At 44.8% G+C, this 22,048-nt stretch carries 20 protein-coding genes; 13 read left to right on the top strand and 7 right to left on the bottom strand.

Going from position 1 to position 22,048, the window contains the following annotated elements; translation table 11 throughout:
• Nucleotides 1–107 precede the first annotated feature (107 nt).
• On the top strand, nucleotides 108–986 hold the full coding sequence (gene cysW / locus FKV70_RS20265; RefSeq protein WP_142614011.1) for a sulfate ABC transporter permease subunit CysW: 879 nt from the start codon (nucleotides 108–110) through the stop codon (nucleotides 984–986).
• A gap of 163 nt (nucleotides 987–1,149) precedes the next feature.
• Nucleotides 1,150–2,280 carry an aminotransferase class V-fold PLP-dependent enzyme gene (locus tag FKV70_RS20260; RefSeq protein ID WP_142614010.1) on the top strand — a complete coding sequence of 377 codons (1,131 nt, stop codon included), beginning with the start codon at nucleotides 1,150–1,152 and terminating at the stop codon, nucleotides 2,278–2,280.
• Nucleotides 2,281–2,382: 102 nt separating this feature from the next.
• Here the strand turns inward: FKV70_RS20260 and phnE (FKV70_RS20255) are convergent, their stop codons facing one another.
• From phnE (FKV70_RS20255) to FKV70_RS20240, 4 genes are all read right to left on the bottom strand, one after another.
• Entirely contained in the window at nucleotides 2,383–3,180 is a 798-nt protein-coding gene (phnE, locus tag FKV70_RS20255; RefSeq protein ID WP_142614009.1) for a phosphonate ABC transporter, permease protein PhnE, read from the bottom strand.
• Nucleotides 3,177–4,031, bottom strand: coding sequence for a phosphonate ABC transporter, permease protein PhnE (gene phnE, locus FKV70_RS20250; protein WP_142614008.1), 855 nt, complete (start codon nucleotides 4,029–4,031; stop codon nucleotides 3,177–3,179). The genes phnE (FKV70_RS20255) and phnE (FKV70_RS20250) overlap by 4 nt, the downstream gene beginning before the upstream one ends.
• Complete coding sequence (phnC, locus tag FKV70_RS20245; RefSeq protein WP_142614007.1) at nucleotides 4,028–4,798, bottom strand: phosphonate ABC transporter ATP-binding protein; 771 nt, start codon at nucleotides 4,796–4,798, stop codon at nucleotides 4,028–4,030. The genes phnE (FKV70_RS20250) and phnC overlap by 4 nt, the downstream gene beginning before the upstream one ends.
• Before the next feature lie 100 nt (nucleotides 4,799–4,898).
• On the bottom strand, nucleotides 4,899–5,867 hold the full coding sequence (locus FKV70_RS20240) for a phosphate/phosphite/phosphonate ABC transporter substrate-binding protein (RefSeq protein ID WP_142614006.1): 969 nt from the start codon (nucleotides 5,865–5,867) through the stop codon (nucleotides 4,899–4,901).
• A gap of 254 nt (nucleotides 5,868–6,121) precedes the next feature.
• On the opposite strand from FKV70_RS20240, the gene FKV70_RS20235 reads away from it, so the two are divergent.
• The 4 genes from FKV70_RS20235 (at nucleotide 6,122) to FKV70_RS20220 (ending at nucleotide 12,625) form a co-directional block, all read left to right on the top strand.
• Nucleotides 6,122–8,029: a bifunctional 2',3'-cyclic-nucleotide 2'-phosphodiesterase/3'-nucleotidase gene (locus FKV70_RS20235; RefSeq protein WP_142614005.1), complete on the top strand. Its 1,908-nt coding sequence runs from the start codon at nucleotides 6,122–6,124 to the stop codon at nucleotides 8,027–8,029.
• Between the two features lie 247 nt (nucleotides 8,030–8,276).
• The gene (locus FKV70_RS20230) at nucleotides 8,277–9,683 is read left to right on the top strand and encodes a DNA-binding protein (RefSeq protein WP_142614004.1); all 1,407 of its coding nucleotides are present in this window, start codon (nucleotides 8,277–8,279) and stop codon (nucleotides 9,681–9,683) included.
• A gap of 197 nt (nucleotides 9,684–9,880) precedes the next feature.
• Nucleotides 9,881–10,690: a bifunctional hydroxymethylpyrimidine kinase/phosphomethylpyrimidine kinase gene (gene thiD / locus FKV70_RS20225; protein WP_142614003.1), complete on the top strand. Its 810-nt coding sequence runs from the start codon at nucleotides 9,881–9,883 to the stop codon at nucleotides 10,688–10,690.
• 237 nt (nucleotides 10,691–10,927) lie between these two features.
• Nucleotides 10,928–12,625 (top strand): M3 family oligoendopeptidase, encoded by a 1,698-nt coding sequence (locus FKV70_RS20220; RefSeq protein ID WP_142614002.1) that lies wholly within the window; start codon nucleotides 10,928–10,930, stop codon nucleotides 12,623–12,625.
• Nucleotides 12,626–12,793: 168 nt separating this feature from the next.
• Here the strand turns inward: FKV70_RS20220 and FKV70_RS20215 are convergent, their stop codons facing one another.
• The gene (locus tag FKV70_RS20215) at nucleotides 12,794–13,768 is read right to left on the bottom strand and encodes a ring-cleaving dioxygenase (protein WP_142614001.1); all 975 of its coding nucleotides are present in this window, start codon (nucleotides 13,766–13,768) and stop codon (nucleotides 12,794–12,796) included.
• A 309-nt stretch (nucleotides 13,769–14,077) separates the two neighbouring features.
• Between FKV70_RS20215 and FKV70_RS20210 the strand changes: the two genes are divergently transcribed.
• The 3 genes from FKV70_RS20210 to FKV70_RS26290 all read left to right on the top strand — a co-directional run bounded on the left by FKV70_RS20210 (nucleotide 14,078) and on the right by FKV70_RS26290 (nucleotide 16,731).
• A complete protein-coding gene (locus FKV70_RS20210; RefSeq protein WP_142614000.1) occupies nucleotides 14,078–14,644 on the top strand; it encodes an RNA polymerase sigma factor in 567 nt (188 codons plus the stop codon).
• Nucleotides 14,637–16,154: a hypothetical protein gene (locus FKV70_RS20205; RefSeq protein WP_142613999.1), complete on the top strand. Its 1,518-nt coding sequence runs from the start codon at nucleotides 14,637–14,639 to the stop codon at nucleotides 16,152–16,154. Before FKV70_RS20210 ends, FKV70_RS20205 begins: the two co-directional genes overlap by 8 nt.
• A 367-nt stretch (nucleotides 16,155–16,521) precedes the next feature.
• The gene (locus FKV70_RS26290) at nucleotides 16,522–16,731 is read left to right on the top strand and encodes a hypothetical protein (RefSeq protein WP_208738431.1); all 210 of its coding nucleotides are present in this window, start codon (nucleotides 16,522–16,524) and stop codon (nucleotides 16,729–16,731) included.
• An 80-nt stretch (nucleotides 16,732–16,811) separates the two neighbouring features.
• Here FKV70_RS26290 and FKV70_RS26285 read toward each other — a convergent pair whose 3' ends face one another.
• Nucleotides 16,812–16,952 carry a hypothetical protein gene (locus tag FKV70_RS26285; protein WP_208738430.1) on the bottom strand — a complete coding sequence of 47 codons (141 nt, stop codon included), beginning with the start codon at nucleotides 16,950–16,952 and terminating at the stop codon, nucleotides 16,812–16,814.
• A gap of 87 nt (nucleotides 16,953–17,039) precedes the next feature.
• On the opposite strand from FKV70_RS26285, the gene FKV70_RS20195 reads away from it, so the two are divergent.
• Complete coding sequence (locus FKV70_RS20195) at nucleotides 17,040–17,588, top strand: GNAT family N-acetyltransferase (protein ID WP_142614094.1); 549 nt, start codon at nucleotides 17,040–17,042, stop codon at nucleotides 17,586–17,588.
• A 92-nt stretch (nucleotides 17,589–17,680) separates the two neighbouring features.
• Here FKV70_RS20195 and FKV70_RS20190 read toward each other — a convergent pair whose 3' ends face one another.
• Nucleotides 17,681–18,190, bottom strand: coding sequence for a DUF6568 family protein (locus FKV70_RS20190; protein WP_142613998.1), 510 nt, complete (start codon nucleotides 18,188–18,190; stop codon nucleotides 17,681–17,683).
• A 416-nt stretch (nucleotides 18,191–18,606) separates the two neighbouring features.
• Here FKV70_RS20190 and FKV70_RS20185 point away from each other — a divergent pair, with 416 nt between their 5' ends.
• The 3 genes from FKV70_RS20185 (at nucleotide 18,607) to FKV70_RS20175 (ending at nucleotide 21,993) form a co-directional block, all read left to right on the top strand.
• A complete protein-coding gene (locus FKV70_RS20185; RefSeq protein ID WP_142613997.1) occupies nucleotides 18,607–19,629 on the top strand; it encodes a S8 family serine peptidase in 1,023 nt (340 codons plus the stop codon).
• 324 nt (nucleotides 19,630–19,953) lie between these two features.
• Nucleotides 19,954–20,688 carry a LytR/AlgR family response regulator transcription factor gene (locus FKV70_RS20180; RefSeq protein WP_142613996.1) on the top strand — a complete coding sequence of 245 codons (735 nt, stop codon included), beginning with the start codon at nucleotides 19,954–19,956 and terminating at the stop codon, nucleotides 20,686–20,688.
• Nucleotides 20,689–21,993 carry a sensor histidine kinase gene (locus FKV70_RS20175; protein ID WP_142613995.1) on the top strand — a complete coding sequence of 435 codons (1,305 nt, stop codon included), beginning with the start codon at nucleotides 20,689–20,691 and terminating at the stop codon, nucleotides 21,991–21,993.
• The last annotated feature ends 55 nt before the right edge of the window (nucleotides 21,994–22,048 follow it).

Here is a 22,048-nt window from a genome sequence, read left to right as displayed (position 1 = left end):
CTAAGGTAACTGTCTAGCTAATGTAACTCTCTAATGCAACGGTCTAACGTTAGCATGGAGACGGCAGAGACCTGCGCATTAAACCCCGTGTTCAAGGAGGATACACCATGTCACAAGCGATAACTGGGCAGGAGCTTGCTTCTGCTGCGCTAATGCCTGCATCCGCACCGCCCAACAGGGTTACAACCGAAGCCCCTTGGGTGAAGTGGACGCTCATTGGCGCTGCTTTTTTAGCTTTGCTTTGGGTGTTGGTATTGCCGCTAATCGTCGTGCTTACCGAAGCACTCAAGCAGGGATGGAGCGTATACGTTGAAGCGCTACGGGACCCGGATGCCATGTCCGCATTGCGGTTGACGCTGCTGGTGGCAGCGATAACGGTTCCGCTCAATACGATATTTGGTGTAGCAGCCGCCTGGCTGATCACGAAATTTCATTTTCGCGGCAAAGGCTTGCTGGTCACCTTAATTGATTTACCTTTTGCGATCTCGCCGGTCGTCGGAGGACTGATGTATGTATTAGTGTTTGGCGCACAGGGCTGGCTTGGACCGTGGCTGGACGAGCATGATATTAAAATTATATTTGCTTTGCCAGGTATTATTTTGGCGACGCTGTTCATTACATTTCCTTTTGTGGCGCGCGAGCTTATTCCGCTGATGGAAGATCAGGGACAGCAGGAAGAGGAAGCGGCGGTCACGCTGGGTGCGCGCGGCTGGCGTATTTTCTGGCAAGTGACGCTGCCGAACATCAAGTGGGGCTTACTGTATGGCATTATTTTGTGTAATGCGAGAGCCATGGGGGAGTTCGGTGCAGTGTCCGTCGTCTCGGGGCATATTCGGGGAGAGACGAATACACTTCCGCTGCATGTGGAGATTTTGTATAACGAATATCAGTTCTCGGCATCCTTTGCGGTGGCCTCGTTACTGTTGTTACTTGCTCTGGCAACCCTGGTGCTTAAAAGCTGGTTTGGACGCAAACGCGTGCATTAATTAAGTTTGTGTGTATATGATCCAACAAGGCCTCTCTTTGTGTCTATCGTCTGTTAACGGCGAGAAGATGGGAAGGGAGGCCCTTGTTCTAAGGTGGCTTATATGGATAATAAAATGATCATATCAAGGCACGTTAGTATGCCTAGGAGGAGCGAAGGGAAATATGAAACATCCGTTTCAGTCCTATCGTCAGTTGTTTCCGGTGCTGTCCTCACATATCCATGTAGGGAGCTGTTCCCAGGGGGCGATATCGAGACCGGTTTCCGCTGCCATTGAGGAATACCATCGAAGCTTGCTGCAATACGGCCATAACGGCGACCTATCTATGGCACGTCTGGAGGAAGCTAGAGGACATTTTGCCAAGCTTATCGGGGCGGAGCCAGACGAAATTGCGGTGCTGTCCTCAGCCTCTGAGGCGATAGCCGGTGTGGCCACTGCTCTTCCTTATATACCGGGAAAAGAAGGGATTGTGTATGCAGATACCGACTTTCCGACGGTGGGGCACATCTGGCAGGCACAGGAGATGTTCCGCGATCATATTTGCTGCATCCCATCTACGGAGGGAGAAGTGACCGTAGAGCAGTATGAGGAACAGGTTACGGAGAATACTGCGCTTATTATGGTGTCCCATGTGAATTATACCAACGGATTCCAGCAGGACCTCAAATCCATTGCCAATATAGCCCACCGTAATCAAGCGTTACTGTTCGTGGATGCTTATCAGTCAGCAGGTATAATTCCGGTAGATGTAAAGGCAATGGGGATAGATATTCTGGTCGCAGGAGCGCGTAAATATTTACTGGGGATACCGGGAATGGCTTTTCTTTATATAAGCAAGGACCGAATTGACCGCTTCAAGCCCCGTCTTACAGGCTGGCTCGGACAGGAGCCCGCCTCTCGGTTTGATGTTGCTCATCCAGTTCCGGCGGTGGGAGCCCGCCGCTTTGAGACGGGACTACCCTCCTTCATTAGCATTTTTGCCGCCAATGCTGCTTTAAAGCTGCTGCTGGAGATTGGGGTCACGAATATTCAGTCCTATATGAATGAGCTGTTGGACTTTTCAGTTGAATATGGACGCAGCAGGGGGCTACACATACGAATACCTGACGGAGGAGACACATTACCAAGTCTGCTCGCAGTTAAAGTAGCCGACGTGTCCGCAGTGGAGAAGCGTTTACGAAGCCGAAATATGATTGTGTCAGCACGAAAGGATGTTATTCGTGTGGCTCCGCATTTTTACAATACGGCAGAGGAAGTCCGGCGGGTCATAGATGAGCTAGCTAGGAGTTGTTGAACAGCAAAAGCCTCTTCCGAGTGAATGGGAGCATAACATGTCCCTTTTACACTGGAGAGGCATTTGTTGATTTAGAGGCATTTGTTGATATGAAAATTTTAATTATACGATCCGTTTACGCAGCCAACCAGATACCAGGTCCGTCAAAATGATCAGCACTACAATGCCGAGTAAAATAACGCCTACACGGTTCCAGTTGCGCATTTGGAGTGCAAACAGCAGCGGAGTACCAATCCCGCCTGCACCAACCAGCCCGAGCGTGGTTGCGGACCGGATATTAATTTCAAACCGATAGAGCGAATAGGAAAGAAACTGTGGAATCACCTGCGGCAGCACGGCGAAGAAAATGACCTGCCAACGGTTGGCCCCGCATGCAATCAAAGCTTCTTGCGGCCCGTGATCGACACTTTCAATCGTTTCTGAGAACAGCTTGGCCAGCATGCCGATCGAGTGAATGCCAAGGGCAAGCACACCTGCAAACGAGCCAGGACCTACGGCTTTAATGAATAAAATGGCGACGATCATTTCAGGAAATACCCGGATCACACTTAGTACAAATTTCCCGCTGCCCGATAAGGGACGCAGACGGGTCATATTGCTGGATGCCCAAAAGGCAAATGGAAGGCAGACAAATGCGGACACGAAGGTTCCAAGCACTGAAATGACCAATGTATCCAGCAGCCCACGCAGCAAATCCTCTCCCTCTGGGATGTAGACGAACGACCAATCAGGGTGAAGGAATCCATCCAATATCGCGACAGAGACACTTTTGGCTGTCTCCTGTAATCCTTCGAACTGCATCCCGCGAAAAGCCCAAATGTAAATGATAATTAGCAGAATAGCTACCGCCCATAAGCGTAGGCGGGGGCCAATGGGTCTGCGAAGCGTAGGATCATTCATAATAATTTCCTCCGTAGCAGGTTACTGCCGTAATCAATCGCAAGCACGATGACGAGGGTCAGTAGAATAATAATGCTTGCCCGGTCATATCGGAACAGCCCAAGGGAACGGTCAAGCAGCAGACCGATGCCGCCAGCCCCGACCAGCCCCAGCACAGAAGCTGCGCGCACATTAACCTCAAAGGTGTACAGTAAGTACGACACAAAATAAGGAAGTGCCTGCGGCACCACACCGAAGGCGATAACTTGAATGCGGCTTGCACCAACCGCAGTCATAGCCTCCAGTGGTCCGTGATCAATGGCTTCAATCGCCTCAAAGGTCAGCTTGGCTATGATCCCGAAGGAGAAGAAGAGCAGGGCCAGCATCCCGGCAAACGGTCCGATGCCGAACACGGCCACAAAGATCGAGGCAAACAGCAAATCAGGTATCGTCCGTACCAGATTCAGAATTGTGCGCATCGGCAGCGAGATCAGCTTGCGCGGCATCACATTATAGGCGCACAGCAACGCGACAGGGACTGCCAAAATGGCTCCCAGTGTCGTGCCGACAATGGCGATCTGGATCGTTTCCAGCATTGGTTTCCAGATGGTAGGCAGGTAACTCCAATCAGGAGGGAACATTTCCTCCAGCAATTTGCCCATCTCCGGTAAGCCAACGATCAATTGGTAAGGCGTGGCATCCGTATGAATGGAGCAGGCTACCAGCACCACGATAAAAATCATCCAGGTAGCGTAACGCTTGTAACGTCCTGGCAAAGGTGGCCCTGCGGGCGGCTTGCCTGGCTGCGGCGGTCCCGCAGATGGTGAAGGTTGTATCGAAGAGAGCGGCTGGGCAGTAGAGTCAGGCTTCATGATCCCACTCCTAGCAGTTCATCATGCTTGATAGCCCGGCCGTAGATTTCTGCGAAGGCTTCATCCGTAGCCTCCTCCGGCGTGCCGTCGAACACGACTTCTCCGGCGCGTAATCCGATGATCCGCGTAGCATATTCGCGCGCCAGATCAATGAAATGCAGATTGACAATGGTCGTAATCTGCATTTCCCGGTTGATTCGCTGGAGGTCGTCCATCACCTGGCGGGTGGTCAGCGGATCAAGCGACGCGACAGGCTCGTCTGCCAGAATGATTGTGGCCTCCTGCGCCAGAGCACGCGCAATGGATACACGCTGCTGCTGGCCGCCCGACAGCTCATCGGCCCGGCTGTAAGCTTTTTCGCGGATATTCACGCGTTCTAGCGCCGTTAGTGCTAGTTCGATATCTTCCTTCGGGAAGAGACCGAGAATAGTCCGCAGCGTCGAATGATAGCCGACGCGGCCGGAAAGTACGTTGCGAAGCACCGTCGAACGCTTAACCAGATTGAAGCTTTGAAAGATCATGCCGATATCACGGCGAATACGCCGCAGCTCGCTGCTTCTGGCAGACGTAACAGACTTGCCGCCTACAACGATGTCGCCGGACGTAATGTCATGCAGCCGGTTAATGGAACGCAGCAGGGTGGACTTACCTGCACCGGATAAGCCGACAATGACGACCATTTCTCCCTTCTCGATCGTTAAATTAATATTGTTCAACCCTTTGGTGCCATTCGGGTATGTTTTCGATACGTTTCGAAATTCGATCATATGCTCCCAACTTTCTCCCCATGGGGTGGAATGAAAACAACACCGCCATGAATACATGGACGGTGCTGCCCTGTCATTCGTAAAGCCTGTTTCGTAGCTGTTACTTTACTGCTTGGCCGACAGCTTCTGCGTATTCACGCACAGAGTCGAAGTTCTTATCGTCGCCTTTTTCATAACCTACATGGGTGTAAATTTCCTTAATGATTTCGCCGCCTTCAGGATCGTTGGCAATGTCAATAAAGGCTTGGGCGATTTTGTCTCTCCACGTTTGATCCATATCGGAACGTACACTGACAGTGTCATTTGGAATTTTAGCTGTGTAATGAATGACACGTGTTTTTTCAAATACGTCCGGGATTTCCCTCTTCACTGTGTTACGTGCATCCTGGAAAACAGCGACAGCATCAACCTGACCGTTCAGTAGCGCCAAAATAGCAGCGTCGTGGCCTTTGATTGTCACACCTTGCACATCCGTGTCTGGATCCACGCCAGCTTTTTTCAGCTCTGCTGCGGGGTACACATAACCTGCGGAGGAGGTTACATTTTGCCAGCCAACCTTCTTGCCTTTCAGATCAGCCAGGCTTTTTATCGAAGAATCTTTTTTCACCACGATCATGGCTTTATAAAAGTTTACTTTTTCAGTCGTGTCTTTGCCTGTGGCATCTTCAATGCCGTAGCGTTGAGCTTGCAGGAGCAAGTCGGCTGCTTTGCGGTTATCGTGGGCCAGTACATAGGCATTTGGCGGAAGGAATCCTACATCTACCTGTTTGGAAGACATGGCTTCCACAATCGTATTATAGTCAGGAGATACGGTTACTTTTACCGGAATCCCGAGCTTGTCCCCCAGCAGCTTTTCGAGCGGTTTGGCTTTGGCTTCGAGTGTATCTGCATTTTGGGAAGGGACGAACTGTACCTTTAACTCTTTAGGGACATAGGCTGTGCTTTCGTTTTTAGAGCCATCTGTACCTGGAGTGGAGGCGCTGTTGTTATTGCTTGCATTCGAGCCACAAGCGGCTAGACCTGCTGCCAGTGTGAAGGTCATGCACAAGGTCAGTGCTTTTTTGAACAAAATAATTTCCCCCTAAACATCGTAATAACGAAAATTTAAAAAACCTGTAAATTCAGTGACAAACCAAATCTTAACAGCTAGTCCCACAGGTAGGGTAAAAAGCACTCCTGACTTTGGTAAAAATGATGTAAAATTTATCATTTGCTAGAGGCCGTAGACTGTATTTAGGCGAATTGCTTATTTTAACATTCTCTTAACAGTGCTCTGTTAGACTTGTTCAAGCTCTATGACCGAAGCTGAGGGAGAGAACAAGATTGGATATTTTGGACGTTAATGATAAGACAGGGCGGGAACATGCAGATGCTGTGAAGGTGAAATTCCGCATTATGGTTACCACCGATCTGCATGTCAGCTTGTGGAATTATGATTACTATATGGATCAGGAAACGCAGCATTATGGTCTGGCGCAAACCGCGAGTCTGATTCATAAGGCCCGGGCAGAGGTGCCCAATCACCTGCTGCTGGATAATGGAGATGTGATTCAGGGGAATCCGATGGGAGATTATGTTGTACAGCGGCTCCAACAGGACCCAAGCGAGGTGCATCCCGCCTATAAAGCAATGAATCTGCTGGGATACGAGGCAGGTAGTATCGGTAATCATGAATTTAACTATGGGTTGGAATATTTGCAGACTTGTCTTCGAGGAGCGCAGTTTCCTTATGTGAATGCCAACATTTATATAGCGGGAGACAAAGAACAAAACTTCTTCACACCTTACCTATTGCTGGATAAGACGGTTGAGGATGACGCAGGCGACAAACATCTGCTGAAAGTGGGAGTCATCGGCTTTGTACCTCCGCAAATTATGCAATGGGACAAGGCATGGCTGGAAGGGAAAGTTATCGTCAAAGATATACTGGAAACTGCCAGACGATTTATTCCAGAAATGCAGGCGACGGGAGCCGATCTCATTATTGCGATGCCCCATGCAGGCTTTGAAGATATTCCCGAAACCCCCAATATGGAAAATGCGGTGCTGCATCTGAGCAGGGTGGAAGGGATCGATGCCATTGTGTTTGGTCATGCGCATAAAGTATTTCCCGGCGCTTCGTTTGCAGGTAAGACAGGTGTTGATACTGAACAGGGCACCATTCATGGTATTCCAGCAGTAGAGCCGGGCTTCTGGGGAGATCATCTAGGTATCATTGATCTGGATCTGGCCTTTATGGGAGAAAAATGGCAAGTGGTTGTATCTGCTGCCGAGGCACGTCCGGTGTATGACCCGATACGCAAGGAAGCGCTTGTCCAACCGGATGCTGCGATTCAGCAGTCGGTAGCAGAGGAACATGCTGGAACCCTAGAATATATCCGTGCCCCTGTAGGTCGAACGACGGTAGCGATGAACAGCTTTTTTGCCCAGGTGATGGATGATGCTTCGGTGCAGCTCGTAAATGATGCACAAATTTGGTATGTGAAACAGCAGCTACAAGGGAGCGAATACGAAGGACTGCCCGTTCTATCGGCGGCAGCTCCTTTTAAAACAGGCGGCCGATATGGCCCGGCGTATTATACTGATATTCCGGCAGGGACGCTGGCGATCAAGCATATTGCCGATCTGTACAATTTTCCGAATACGCTGCATGTCGTTCGACTAAGCGGGGCGGAAATTCGGGAGTGGCTTGAGTGGTCTGCCGGTCAATTCCGACAAATTGATCCTTCGGCAGAGGGGGAGCAAGAGCTGATTCATTCTGAGTTTCCAAGCTTTAATTTTGATATCATCGATGGCATTAAGTACCAGATTGATGTAACACAGCCGGCCAGATATGATGCTGCCGGAGAATTAAAGGACCCAAATGCGCACAGAATCATTCATATGTCTTTTGAAGGGGAACCGATGGATATGCAGCGGAGTTATCTGGTCGTAACGAACAACTATCGTGCGTTCTCCTCTGCGCTGGTTAATCCGGGTGGGGAGCGAGTTGTGCTGGCTTCACCGGATGAGAACCGACATGTACTGACCGAGTATGTGCGGCATATGAAGACATTGACGCCAAAGGCTGATGGTCACTGGTCCCTCGCTCCATGGCCGGGACGTCCACATGTGACGTTCCTAACTTCACCGCAAGCAATGAATGTAGCCCATGCTTATTCTGAGTTGCTCTATGAAGGGCTAACGGTAGATGGATACGCCAAGTTTGCTTTTGATTTTCGGCGCTTCTAAAAATGTCCTGCAAGTTATTATCCCTAAGTCCATAGCATCAAAATAATAGAAATAGACTGTCTTTCAGAGGACGGTCTTTTTTCATAAAACGGATTTGAAATCGTACGAAACTCGTGATTTTATATGTCCTGAGTCGCGTTTTAAAGTTATTGACCTCTCGTATAATTAGACATATACTTTGATTAAACAAATTTTGGTTTAAAAGGTAATGAAAAAGTCACCATCATTCGTTTGAGGGGGTGTCCCTTTGGAAAAAAACACCACGATCCGCGCAGAAATAGAAAAGTATATTCAAAGTGAAGGCATTTCGATGCAATGTTTTGCAGATGCTTCTAAAGTAAATCCGGGTACACTTAGCGGTATACTTAACCGAAACCCGCCACGCCCTATTTCAGTGAATCAGCTTGATCTGATCACTGAGGCGATGGGATTGGAAGAAGGATCTTTGTTCGAAATGTATGTAGATGAGTGTTTTATTCATTCCTTGCCACACTGGAGGAGGTTGCGTCCGTTTCTTCTTCGTTGCTCAGAGTTGAACAAGCTGGATTGTATACGCAGAGTACTTGGCTACTTAATGGACGATTTGTCGAATATTCCAGCCATTTTTGAGACCGCAGAAGCGATGTTTGAGGATGGCCGACATGAAGCCTCCATGCTTTTGTATGATTGTGTCATCGAGAGTGAGAAGTATACCCATTCTGAACGATTGGCGATCAGCTATTTCCGTATATTCCAGATTCAGATTAAGGATAACCAACGGAACCTGAAGGCTGCTGTACAATTCCATTTGTACCGTAGTCGTCTACCGGAAATTTATGCACTGGAAGGCTTACATATGCTAGCCCAAGTGTTTGCTTTAAAAATGCAATGGGCCGAGATGGAAATGTATGCGGACGAGCTGAGAGAGCTGGCGCAGGCATTGTATCGCAATCGGAACCGCTTTGGAGATGAGCACCTGGAGCTGCTTAAGCCGCTCGTTTATTACTATGCTCAGGGTCATCTGCTCAAGGCCAGCTGCTATGAGCTTCAGGGTAGATATGAGGAATCCAAGCAATGGATTGAAGGTTATGCAGATTTGAGCTGGTTTGAAGGGTTGGACGAAGAAGGCTGGAAAGTGGTCAACCTGCATCGTGTATATGCACAGGGCAGCCGACTTTGTATTGAGATCAAAATGGGCAACACTTCTGCAATCTATGAATATATGACTTACCTGCGCGAGCATCCGGATGAGACACTGGAAGGCTTGAATACGCTGCTCGAATCGGCAAATCGGTTTGGTTATTTCGTGGACGCCGAGCTGGAGCTATTCAGCCAGCAACTCAAGAGCTTCTGGGAGCTTGCACCGGAACAATGGGACACACATTATCACAAGCATTTTAATGCATTTCGCTTTGCCTCCTTTTGCAAGGTGTATGCGGAATATTATTTTCGAAAAGGCGACTACCCCGAGGGCTTGGCACAAACACTGCATTGCCTGCAGCTGTCTGTCGATAACAGCTATACCGAACATATCATTGGTTGTATGGCTTTATTTGAGCAGCACCGGAATTTTGCCACTCCAGGGCAGCAGCAGTTGTATCAGAGTCTTTGTCTCGGCGTACGGGCAAATGAAAAAAATCATGCCTATGATCACAGTACGGGTGGGCATTTATAAGTCTAAATTTTATTCAAATTCTTCATTTAACACGTACTTACGAGGATGTCCCCGTTTCAAAGGAGGATATTCTCGTTTTTTAGCTGTTGTTGATTCTTGTGACTTTTTGCATAGAAAGCATCGTTTTGCGCGTTGACAAGTTTCGTATGCAGGATTAGGATAAATGCAGCACAGAAAGTGAAGGAGAGCATGTACTAATGACGATTCCCAGAACACTAACGATAGCCGGCTCCGACACAAGCGGCGGAGCAGGTATTCAGGCGGACCTGAAAACCTTTCAGGAGCTTGGCGTATACGGCATGACTGTATTAACTACTGTAGTGGCGATGGAACCTAAAACCTGGGACCATCTTGTATATCCTATTGCATTGGACGTGGTTGAGGCGCAGTTGCGTACTGTATTGGAAGGTATCGGTTTTGATGCGATGAAGACCGGTATGCTGGGTTCCGTAGATATCATCGAACTGGTTGCCAGCCATTTGAAAAAGCATGATCTGAAACGGATTGTGATTGACCCGGTTATGGTTTGCAAAGGCACAGATGAAGTGCTTCAGCCAGAAAATACAGAGGCGATGCTGGAATTGTTGATTCCCGGCGCTGACCTGGTAACACCGAACTTGTTCGAGGCTTCACAACTGGCGAAAAGTGGACCTATTACGACGCTAGAGCAGATGCAGGAAGCGGCTGCCATTATCCACGAACGTGGTGCTAAGCACGTGCTAATCAAGGATCGTGGCAAAATTCGCGCTGGTAAGGCGATGGATCTGCTGTATGACGGAATTACTTTTGACTGGTTTGAAGCGGATGTTGTACAAACCAACTTTACTCACGGTGCAGGCTGTACCACTTCGGCTGCGGTAACGGCTGGCTTGGCACAAGGACTGACTGTACGCGAGGCGGTGGATCAAGCCAAGAAATTCATTACACAGGCCATTGAAGGTAGCTTCAAGCTTAATGAATTTGTTGGTCCGACCCTGCATGTGGCACACCGTATGCAAAATCAATAAAGGTACGAGGGTCTGCGATCCTAGAGATACTTATAAATCTCCATTAGACTGGATATATATTAGATTGTTTTAGACAGTGACTTTTTGATATATAGAGTTAGATGAGGCATAAAAGCCGCAATACATGGTATTGCGGCTTTTAAGGTTGTATTATTTTGGCATTCCAGCTTCCAGTTTGGTCTAATCGTACTGTATAATAGGCATCAGATTTATTACATTAAAGGGGGAAACGGAGCAATGACATTATTCAGCGAAATGGCTTATAGCCGACCAGTGCAACCTGAAATTGAACAGCGGTTTAAAACGCTGTTGCAGCAGTTTCGTGAAGCAGACAATGTAGAACGTCAAAATGAAGTTATTCATGCGATTAACAAGCTGCGCAGTAACGTGGATACGCAACTGCAATTGGTGGAAATTCGGCACTCCATTGACACAGAAGATGCGTTTTACAAAGCGGAGCAAGAGTACGCTGATGATTTCATGCCGCTTATCCAGGAGTATGTAACCGATTATTACCGGGCGTTGATGGAGTCTCCATTTAGAGCTGAGTTGGAGAGCCAATGGGGGAGCCAGCTTTTCAGTATTGCCGAGGTGGCGCTCAAGTCGTTCCACCCGGATATCATTGAGGATTTGCAGCAGGAAAATAAGCTGACCTCGGAATATGCTCAGTTGATTGCCTCAGCGAAAATCCCGTTTGAGGGGGAAGAACGTACATTGTCTCAGCTCCTGCCTTTTGAAATGGCAACCGACCGCGAGACGCGTAAACAGGCCTCTGAGGCCAAATATCAATTTATGAGTGAGCATGAGGACGAGCTGGACCGGATCTATGATGAATTGGTGAAGGTACGCACGCGCATGGCGCATAAGCTGGGCTATGACAACTTCGTGGAATTGGGCTACGCCCGCTTGGGGCGTACAGATTATAATGCAGAGATGGTAGCCAATTTCCGCGAGCAGGTGCTGAAGCACATCGTTCCTCTGGCAACCAAGCTGAAAGAACGCCAACGCGAGCGGATCGGAGTAGATCAGCTTCGCTATTACGACGAGGGCTTCAACTTCTTGTCAGGCAATCCTACGCCAAAAGGCGACCCGGACTGGATTCTTCGTCATGGAGCGCGTATGTATGAGGAGCTTTCGCCAGAAACACATGAATTTTTCAGTTTTATGGTCGAGCGTGGATTGATGGATTTAATCAGCAAAAAGGGCAAGCAAAGCGGAGGCTACTGTACATTTCTGAGCGAATATGGCACGCCGTTTATCTTCTCCAATTTCAATGGTACATCCGGTGATATCGACGTATTGACGCATGAAGCAGGTCATGCCTTCCAGGTCTATGAAAGCCGGCACTTTGAAATTCCTGAATACCACTGGCCAACCATGGAGGCGGCTGAAATCCATTCGATGAGTATGGAATTTTTCGCATGGCCTTGGATGAAGCTGTTCTTCGAGGAAGATACGGACAAATATCACTTTGAACATCTATCTTCATCGCTGCTGTTCGTGCCTTACGGCGTAGCCGTAGATGAATTCCAGCATGCTGTATATGAACACCCGGACTGGACTCCAGCTGAACGTAAAAGTGCATGGCGCTCCATTGAACGTAAGTATAAACCGCATCTGAATTATGAAGGCAACGAGTACCTTGAGCAGGGCGGATTCTGGCACAAGCAGGGACATATTTTTCAATCTCCGTTCTATTATATTGACTATACACTGGCACAATTGTGTGCGTTCCAATTTTGGAAACGTATGGGCGAGGACCGGGCGGCAGCGTGGGAAGACTATTTGAAGCTGTGCCGTGCCGGGGGAAGCCGATCCTTTACCGGATTGGTTGAACTGGCTGGATTGATCTCGCCGTTCCAAGATGGCTGTATCGCCTCTGTGATCGGGGAAATCGAAGCATGGCTGAACAGCGTGGATGATAAAAAGCTATAAGCACAGCCCAAAATGGGATTTCACTTGCCTGTTTAGCCTATCTAGTCGAAGAGCTTGTAGATGGGATGCTTTTTGAAATGAAAACAGAGCAGTTGCACGAAAAAAGCCGGGAACCTCTACATGATGTAGAAGTCTCGGCTTTGTGTTTATTTTTAGAGCAAATATACCTTATTCATGTTTGGTGTTGAGTGGTTTGAGATTGGCTTCAATAGATGCACGGCGCGATTCCAAGAATGGAGGCAGTGACAGGGATTCGCCCAGAAACTCCAATTCCTCGTCAGTGTCAAAGCCAGGTCCATCGGTAGCCAACTCAAACAGAATGCCGTTTGGCTCACGGAAGTACAAGGACCGGAAATAGAAGCGATCTACAAAACCAGAGTTGGAGATTTGCAGCTCCCCAATACGGTCTACCCACTGTTTGAGCTCTTCCTCGGTTTCAACACGGAAAGCGACGTGATGCACACTGCCGCGTCCTGGTCGTTCTTGTGGCAGATCGTTGCGCTCTTCCAGATGAACTTCAGTTCCCGTACCACCTTCACCTGTTTCATAGATAACCACATCTGGTTGTCCAGCAACTGGGGAAGGGTAGGAACCCTTTTTGCGGAAGCCCATCACTTGTTCAAGAATAAGAATGGTATTCTCCGCTTTGGGAATCGTCAGATGAACCGGTCCAAGTCCAACGATGCCGTATTCCGCAGGGACAGGGCTCTTCTCCCAAGGCGTGCCGCCGCGCATTCCGTGATCATGCTCATCTGAAACGAGGAAGAAGCGTTGTCCTTCAAAATCCTCAAACGAAAGCGCCAAGCGTCCTGCTTGATCTATAATTTCACCATGCTTCACATCCAGCTGCTCGAAGCGGTTTTTCCAGTAATCCAGAGCCTTGTCGTTCGGTACCCGTAGAGAGAGCGCCGAAATGCTGTTATTCCCTGTGCGAGTTTGTCCAGCATGTGGAATTTCAAAGAAAGTGACTTCCGTACCCGCGGTTCCGCGCTCATCTCCGTAAAAGAGGTGATACACACTAACATCGTCCTGGTTCACTGTTTTCTTAATCAGCCGAAGCCCCAATACCTGAGTATAAAATTCAACATTTTTAGCCGCTGCCGCTGTAATCGCCGAAACGTGATGCAATCCTAACAATTTCATGTTATTTGCCCTCCTTGGTTTTTATATGATTAGGTTTTTCAAAGTAAAATAAACCGTCGTCCTAAACTTTTCTTTATATTTATTATCTTGATATTAAGATATATTATTTTTGATTGTTTGTCAACTGATATTCTTTAGCTTGGCGAAAAAGGGAGCTTGAATACATTTAGCAAGCAGACACAGTACGTATCCGTTCCTGCCTGCGAGTGAAGTAATAACGGCGTAAATACAATAGAATAGTAAAAAAATGAACCGGAACGCGACCAGCATCGCCTATATACTGTAGGACTAATAAAGGAGGTGATGCGGATGGATAACGAACAGCTATGGATGCAGCAGTGCCGGGATGGTGACAAGGATGCTTTTTATCAACTGGTGAAGCCTTATCTAGACCGGGTTTACAGTACTTCTGTGGCCATCCTGCATTCCACGCATTTGGCAGAGGACGCCGTCCAGAATGCCATGATTGAAGCGTACAGGGCTATTATGAACGGTAAAGAAATTCGCAGCTTTGGGAGCTGGTTCAAGCAGATAGCGGCCATGAGGGCTATGGATTTGGCACGGCTGCGTTCCAAACAGACGAAGAGAACAGGTCATTTGGATAATACAGAGCTTATAGATAGTAAGGATTTGCCAATTGATGCCGTCATGAAAAAGGAGAGCGGGCACCGGCTTCTGAGCCAAGTCATGTCACTGGACACACGCCATCGCTCTGTGATTGTGCTGTATTACTATCAAGAAATGTCCGTGGAGGAAATTTCCGAGGTTCTTGGAGTCAAAGAGGGAACTGTAAAATCCAGACTCCACACAGCCCGGATGAAACTGCTCAAGCTTAACCAAAATATCAACCCAAAGAAGGTGATTTTTGATGTCTAACATAAACCGGGACATACCGGTAGAACTGCCGGTAGAGCATGGACAGGAGCTGAAGCATGCCTTGAATCAACTGGCTGCACCGCAGAAGCTGCATGACTTTGCCAAGAATATCAGTGTGCATGCTGCTGAGAGTAAGACCGGTCGTGTTCGTCCCCGGATCAGGGAACTGGCTATGGTACTTACGGCCTGCTGTGCAGCCGCTGTGGCGTTAACCCTGATTACAGCGCAAGTATCTCCCGCTTTCGCAAGTTTGGTGGGTAGTATTCCAGGCTTCTCTGTTGCCTCCGACTGGCTAACTTCGCTGCGCAAAAGTGACGGCGTGCAAAATGCCAACAGTCATCAGTATCAGCCGTCTGCACCGGTAGTTCAACAACTCGGGGATGCGACAGTAGGTCTGAGCGATGTCTACTTGACAAGTGATAAGCTGGTTTATAAAGTATTTGTCCGGTCCGACAGAATCAAACGCAATATCATTACCAACTCAGACGGGAGCCTCGGGGTAGACGGGAAAGCGGTTGGTTACTACGTAAAAAGTATGGATTTTCCAGGTTACGGCAGTGGCATATTAAAAATTGTTCATGACGAACACACCGGAGAACCGATTATGGTGATTCCTACGATGACAGAATTGACGCCACAAGAGGTTGCTTCCTTTTTAAACACCAATCCGACAAAGCTTAGTTTTGTTTTTTATGAGCCGCAACAAGGCAAGAAGCTTCCCGAAAAACATATCCTAAATGTAAAATTTGACAAAAGTCAGTGGAAGGAGGATAAGATTTATCCTCAACAGCAATCCGTTAAAGTAACAGGAAATCCAGAAATTCAAACAATTGATGTACAGGAAGTCAAAGTTACGCCGATGAACACTTATGTGACACTGCACCTGAACTCCGCAGGGGATCATATCCTTGATTTGGATTGGAACGATCTGTCTGTTCAATTAACCGACAATAAGGGGAATGCCTATCAGCTGGATACTTACCGAGATGTGGATGAGAAAAGTGGGCGCATGGGGTCAGATACGATTAAGCTTGTCTTTGCGTCTTCACCGTATTTTGATAAAGAGGTTAGCCGGCTAGCTTTAAAGATAGGCCACGTAAAACTGACGGAAATTAAATCATTCCCATTGTCGCTGGACGAGCATCTCCCCAAAATACTCCATTTCAAGGATAAGGAAATGCTGCTTACGAAAGCTCGCTATGAGGACGGATTCCTGAAATTAAATATCAATCAAAATCCGGACAACCCAATGAGCATCTACTTTAATATCCCGGCTTTTGATGCGAAGGTTTATAAGTCGCATGCTTTATACCAGAAATTGTTTGTAGGCAATTTGGATAAGGAAGGCTGGAGTAAAAACAAGCTTCGAATAGAAGAGGGAAAAGGGGAGTATGAAGTATCGGTCATGGCGCCTAAACAGAACAGCTATGAAATTGAGATGATGAATGCACCGAGTGAAGCGGAGAAGGTTCAGATCAATAAAACAATAGAACTAAATTTGGAGAAATAGAAACCTATAATGAAACTTGCTGCACTCTGTCCGCACATACCATGTTCTTGCCACTCTCCTGTAAAATAGCTACGATATAGCCAAAGACAGGTGTAGGACTGATAACCGCCGCACTGCATACAGGTCAGGAGGAGTATGTTCATATATACGTTGTGGGTCCAAGCCGAGGCTTTTCTCCCAATGTCGTACAGGCAAATGCAGAGGTGCTGTATCTGATCAGGGCACCGCAAGCGTCGCAGGTGCAGCATATTTACAAGCGGGTCTGCGATATTGCTCGCGGAGCGGCACTGATGTCGGGGACGGAGGTTGAAATCGTATTCGACAAAGCATGCTTCAACCTGATACCTGCCCAATGCTGGAGCAAACCATGTACCGCGTGTTTGAACAGCTGGGCGTGCCGGAATTTACAGCGGAAGAACTGGCCTATGCCGCCGAAATACGTACGACATTGGATGAGCAGGAGCTTGCAGGAATCGTGGTCAAATATCCAGGGCTGCGCGATAAGGATATGGCTGATATTCTTCAGCCTTATTCGGGCACCGAGCCGCTGTATGGATTAACCGATGTCGCGATGTAAGCTGGATTAGGCCGACCGTACAGTGCACGATCGCCTGCTTTCCTGTAGGAACACAGGCGCATACATGGCAGTGGGTTGCCTCAGGTGCGACCTCCATCGGCCACAAGGGCATGCTGCATGCCGCCAAGGTCATGGCTGCTACGGCCGCCGAGCTGCTGGAGCAGCCGATCTGGTAGCGAAGGCTCAGACTGACTTACGAGCCAGACTCGGGGATCAGCCATATGTATGCCCTATTCCACCGGAAATCAAGCCAGATGCGAATAAGGTGCGAGCCCAGTAGTAAGAAATGATGGTCAGGGGTGATTTCCATCTACACGGATAAAGATTTAACCATTAGGCCTGTTAAAGAAGATGACTTATATGCACTTTGGACGCTAACCTATAAAGAAGAAGCGCCGGAGTGGAAGCAATGGGATGCGCCTTATTATGAACATAAGGCGCTCTCTTTTGAGGATTACTTGATAGATAAGAATAAGCGAGTCGAACAAGATGATTTTTGGCTCATTGAGGTGGAAGGCAAGATCATTGGAACGGTTAGCTACTATTGGGAGCATCAACCCTCCTGTTGGCTTGAAATGGGAATTGGCATTTATAATCCGCAGTATTGGTGCGGTGGCTATGGTACAAGAGTATTTAGACTATGGATCACACATTTGTTTAACACATTACCTCTAGTAAGAGTGGGCTTTACGACCTGGTCAGGAAATCATCGGATGATAAGGGTTGGAGAGAAGCTAGGCATGACCCTCGAAGCCAGGCTTCGCAAGTGCAGATATTATAACGGAGAGTATTATGATTCGATCCGAATGGGGCTTTTACGGGAAGAGTGGGAATTGTGGTTAAATTTTAAAGTATAGAAGACTCGCAAGAAGGACGCTTTTTTCAAAGAATTCCATCTTGCGAGTCAAAGTTTCAATGATTTGGATCGATCATTTTGAAATGCGAAAGGTTACTGAGGACAATTGGCAAAAATAGTTAGCAATTCATCCGCATTTGGTCCAGTATCAACTTGTTGGGCAACGACTTTTCCATCTTTAATATATGCTAATGTTGGAGTAGCTTGTAAATTGATGTGATCTCTAAGAAATTGCCGAATGACTGGTTTCCAGTCCCCACCATCCAGATTGTAATAATAGATGGGTTGTGATATACGGACAGAAAATTCTTTTAAAATGGGAGAGAATTCACGACAATCGGAGCAGCTAGGTCTACCAATATAAAGGTAAAAACCTTCTCCCGAGTTGAATTTTTCCATGGTTTCATTCGCATTAAGTCTAGGTAAATCTTTTACATCATTCTCGTATTCTTCAACTGTCGGAATATTTTTATTTTGTTCTATAGTCGTAAAATTCTTATGTTTTGCAGCATAGTTAGTATCATTAGCAATGAAAAAGCTTGTCAAACACATACAGAATATAAAAGCTATTTTGAACGGTAGAAATTTTCGGTTTTTTATCATAAGAAACCTCCACATTAATTTTTTGTCTGATACTAATTTTACGGACATATAATATTATTTTGATTATCACCTTCTTAAAATATTTATATGGAGCTTTAACAGACTATTGAGATTAATTGCTCTAGATAGCCTGTATTCTTAAGCTGTAGTTAATCTATGAATAAGGTTACTACAGTTGGTCTATGTAGAAAAATTACTGTAATAATCAGCGCATATTGTGTCATTTTTCGTTCTTGCTGAATACTCTAGTAACTCGTAATTATAAATGGTCAGCATTGAAATTTTAATACATTTTTATCGGAAATTTGCTTTTTATAGCATTAAATTGGTTATTTTATCACTTACACATTCTATATCAAACTAAAGTGCTAATTTATATATAGCATTCTACAAATTTGATAGGATAGGTGAAGACTATGTTTAACAACAAACAAGTAGTCATAATTGATACTGGAATGGACATGACGAATCGTAGTTTAAGTAAACATGTTATAGATGGAGTGAGATTTCAATTTTCAGGAAACGAAATTATCGAGGATAATGATTTTCAGGATGACCATGGGCATGGAACATCTGTGGCAGATACGATTATGCAAGTTTTTAGTGAGGCTCAATTTTACATCATAAAAATAGCAAATGAAGAAGGGAAAACAAGTACTAGACTCTTGAAGATGGCGTTGGAAAAATGCCTTAATCTGAATATTAAGTATATATGCATAAGCATTTCGGTCACTTCAGAAGGATACTATCAGCAACTTAACCAAATTACACAGCAGTTAGTGGATCAAAATAAACTTGTATTTGTATCAGTAAAAAATGGCAGTCAACGTAGTTATCCAGCTAGTTTGCCAACCGTCATTGGTGTAAATGGACAAATGTTTTGTTCAATTGAGTCATTTTTGTTTTCAAAAAATAAAGAGATCCAAGCCGTATTTGATGAAGCTCCAATTTTTGTCTATACACTTGCCGAACGATTTGCCTTTTTTAAAGGTACCTCTAAAGCGAATGCTCTTTGTGTGGGGAGAAGTATGCAACTGATCTCTTCTGAGGTGACGAACTCTGTCATTTATAATGAAGATATCACGTTTTCAGAGGTTAATGATATTCTTGAACGCAGTGCTTTGGAATATGAGGTGACAGTACCTGAATTTAAACCTATCCTTGATGCTGACATGGATAGTAACTTAGTAAAAAAATTTGGCAGGTATATAGAAAAGGCGATTTATGAAACTACTAATCTTGAAATTGACATCCATACTTTATATAAAGTTCCTTTTATTTGTGAGTTGACGGGAATAACTTTTAACAATTTTAATTATTTTTGGAATATATTAGAAAAAGAGTTGAATCATACCTTAAACGATTATCACAATATACATATATTAAATGTATGTTCTCTCGCTGCATTGTTGAAATACTTGGAGGAGCTAGGTATTTAATCAAATTAAGCTGTTTGAAATCTATATTTTTAGTATTTAAATAAAAATATAAAAATGTATTTATTTAGAAAAAAGAGTTGATTATAGAAAACTTGAAATGGTATACTATATATGTAATTAGTAAGATCTATATAATAAATAAGGTCAACTTTGAAACTCCATAATAAACCCAGCAAAGAGGGGATTGGAATTGTGCTGGGCATAACCGGAAATCATATTGTTCCTTGCAACTGAGAATTAATTCATTGATGTGAAGTGCATGAGTTAACTTATACACGATACTTTACAATTAAGAATAATTAATGTATGTAGGGATGTGATTGGATGTTAAACATTGCTCTGTGTGATGATACAAATGTAGAACTGGCCCGGGTGGAGAGGTTTACGTTAGAATATCCCTTTACTAAAGTAGAAGTAGATACTTTTGGAAGTGGGCAAAAGTTGCTGCAATATGTAGCTAAGAATAAAACGGAATACAATATTTATCTGCTTGATATTGAGATGGCGGATATGGATGGCATTAGTTTAGCCAAAAAAGTAAGAGAGTTTGACAATAAAGCTGTAATTATCTTTGTAACCAATTATGACGAATACATGCCAGATGTATTTAAAGTACAAACCTTTGATTACATACTAAAACCTGTGAATAAAGAAACCCTTTTTGAGGTTCTTCAAAGAGCTGATCACTATTTGCATAGTTCACATAGTTATTTCGAGTTTAGCTATGAACGAAATAAGCTCATTATAAACGAAGATGAAATTATGTACTTTGAGAAAAGTGGAAGGGCTGCTCATATTTATACAGAGACAAAAGAGTATAAGTGTAATCAGACAACTTCACAAATACTTGCTCAACTTGATCCCATGGCTTTCACTCAGATTCATGCTTCGTATATCATTAACCTGAAATACGTTGTGGGAATAAAATGCGAAAATATTATGATGAAACGGATCGTAAATGGCGAAATTCAGGACACTTATTTGGAACTACCGATCAGTAGAAAGTATAAAAAAGATTTTAAACAAAAAATGATTAATTATATGAGGAAGAGATTCTAATTGGAAAGAGTCATGTTTGATTTTATACTAAATTCTTTTGATATTTTCATTATAAGTAGATTTCTGAATAAAGTTTTATTTACTAAAAGGGGACTTTCGACGGAGAAAATCTGGCTGTTTACGATTGCATTAATAGGTCTGACAGTAGTCGGTATGTACTTTTTGAAAACAACATTTGATGTTATGCTAAACGTTGTTCCAGTGTTCACTATACTTTGTTTTTACCCAAAAAATCATATAACAACAAAACTGTGTTGGGGTACAGTTGTAATTGCAATTGAAATCTTATCTGTAGGAGTATGTTGCGCCATCATGAATGCTTGTTTTCCAAATGTACTCCTTACATCAGATAATGTGTCTTATTATTACGAAGCGGGTGCTCTCCTCTCAGAAATCAGTAAATTTTTCTTTTTTTTATGGGTCCCTTTACTTTTTAAAATAGATGTTTATCAAAGAGAAACTACTCTGCATTATTTATACATGTGTTTGTTTGCAGTTCCTATCATAACTCTTTGCATGTTGTGCAGTCATTTTGATTTGATTTTAATGTCAGGTAAGAACCCAAATGAGTGGTTAAGTGTAATTTCTATGATTGGTGTTTTATCAATCAATATCATCATGTTAATTATTTATGAACAATTAAGCCGAATGTACGGCGAAATGATAGAGCAGGAATTATTAAACTTCAATCTCAAAGCAGAAAATATTCATTATGATAATCTGGAAAAATCGCAGAAAGAAATTCGGAGAATCAGGCATGATATGAGAAATGAACTGTTGACCTTAAAAGGATTGCTGAAAGAAAATAACGTAGAGGCAGCTGAGGGGTTTATAGAAGGAATTCTCTCAGATATTAAATGTACTGAAACTCAGAAATATACACCCAACAATGTGCTTAATTACGTACTCACCGAGAAAATAAATTTAGCTACTAAAAAAAGTATTGTAGTGAACGTTGATAGTTTTCTTCCAGAAAAATTTTCTCTAAATAATAATATTATAGCCGTTGTATTTGGTAATTTGCTGGATAATGCAATAGAGGGCTGTGACAAGGTAACTGAAGGTAAGAAAACAATGGATATAAAATTAAAATATCATGAAAAGCAGCTTTATATAGAGATTTCCAATACGTTTAATCCACTGTTTGTAAATAGTAATTTTATAAGTAATAAAAAGAATAGAAAAAATCATGGTTTTGGATTGAAAAGTGTCAAGCAGATTGTAAAAGAAAACTCAGGAATCCTGGATATAAGGACCGTGGGAGATCAGTTTTGCGTCAATATTATTTTATGGGACTTAGAATAGGAACCGAATTCCTGAAAGGGCGTAGACGCTTATGCAGCTACGTCCTGCTCCTGCA

It is taken from the genome of Paenibacillus ottowii, assembly GCF_006874425.1.
GTDB classification, from domain to species: Bacteria; Bacillota; Bacilli; order Paenibacillales; family Paenibacillaceae; genus Paenibacillus; species Paenibacillus ottowii.
Note: the sequence above shows the minus strand (reverse complement) of the source record. Positions and strands in the feature narration are given on the sequence as shown.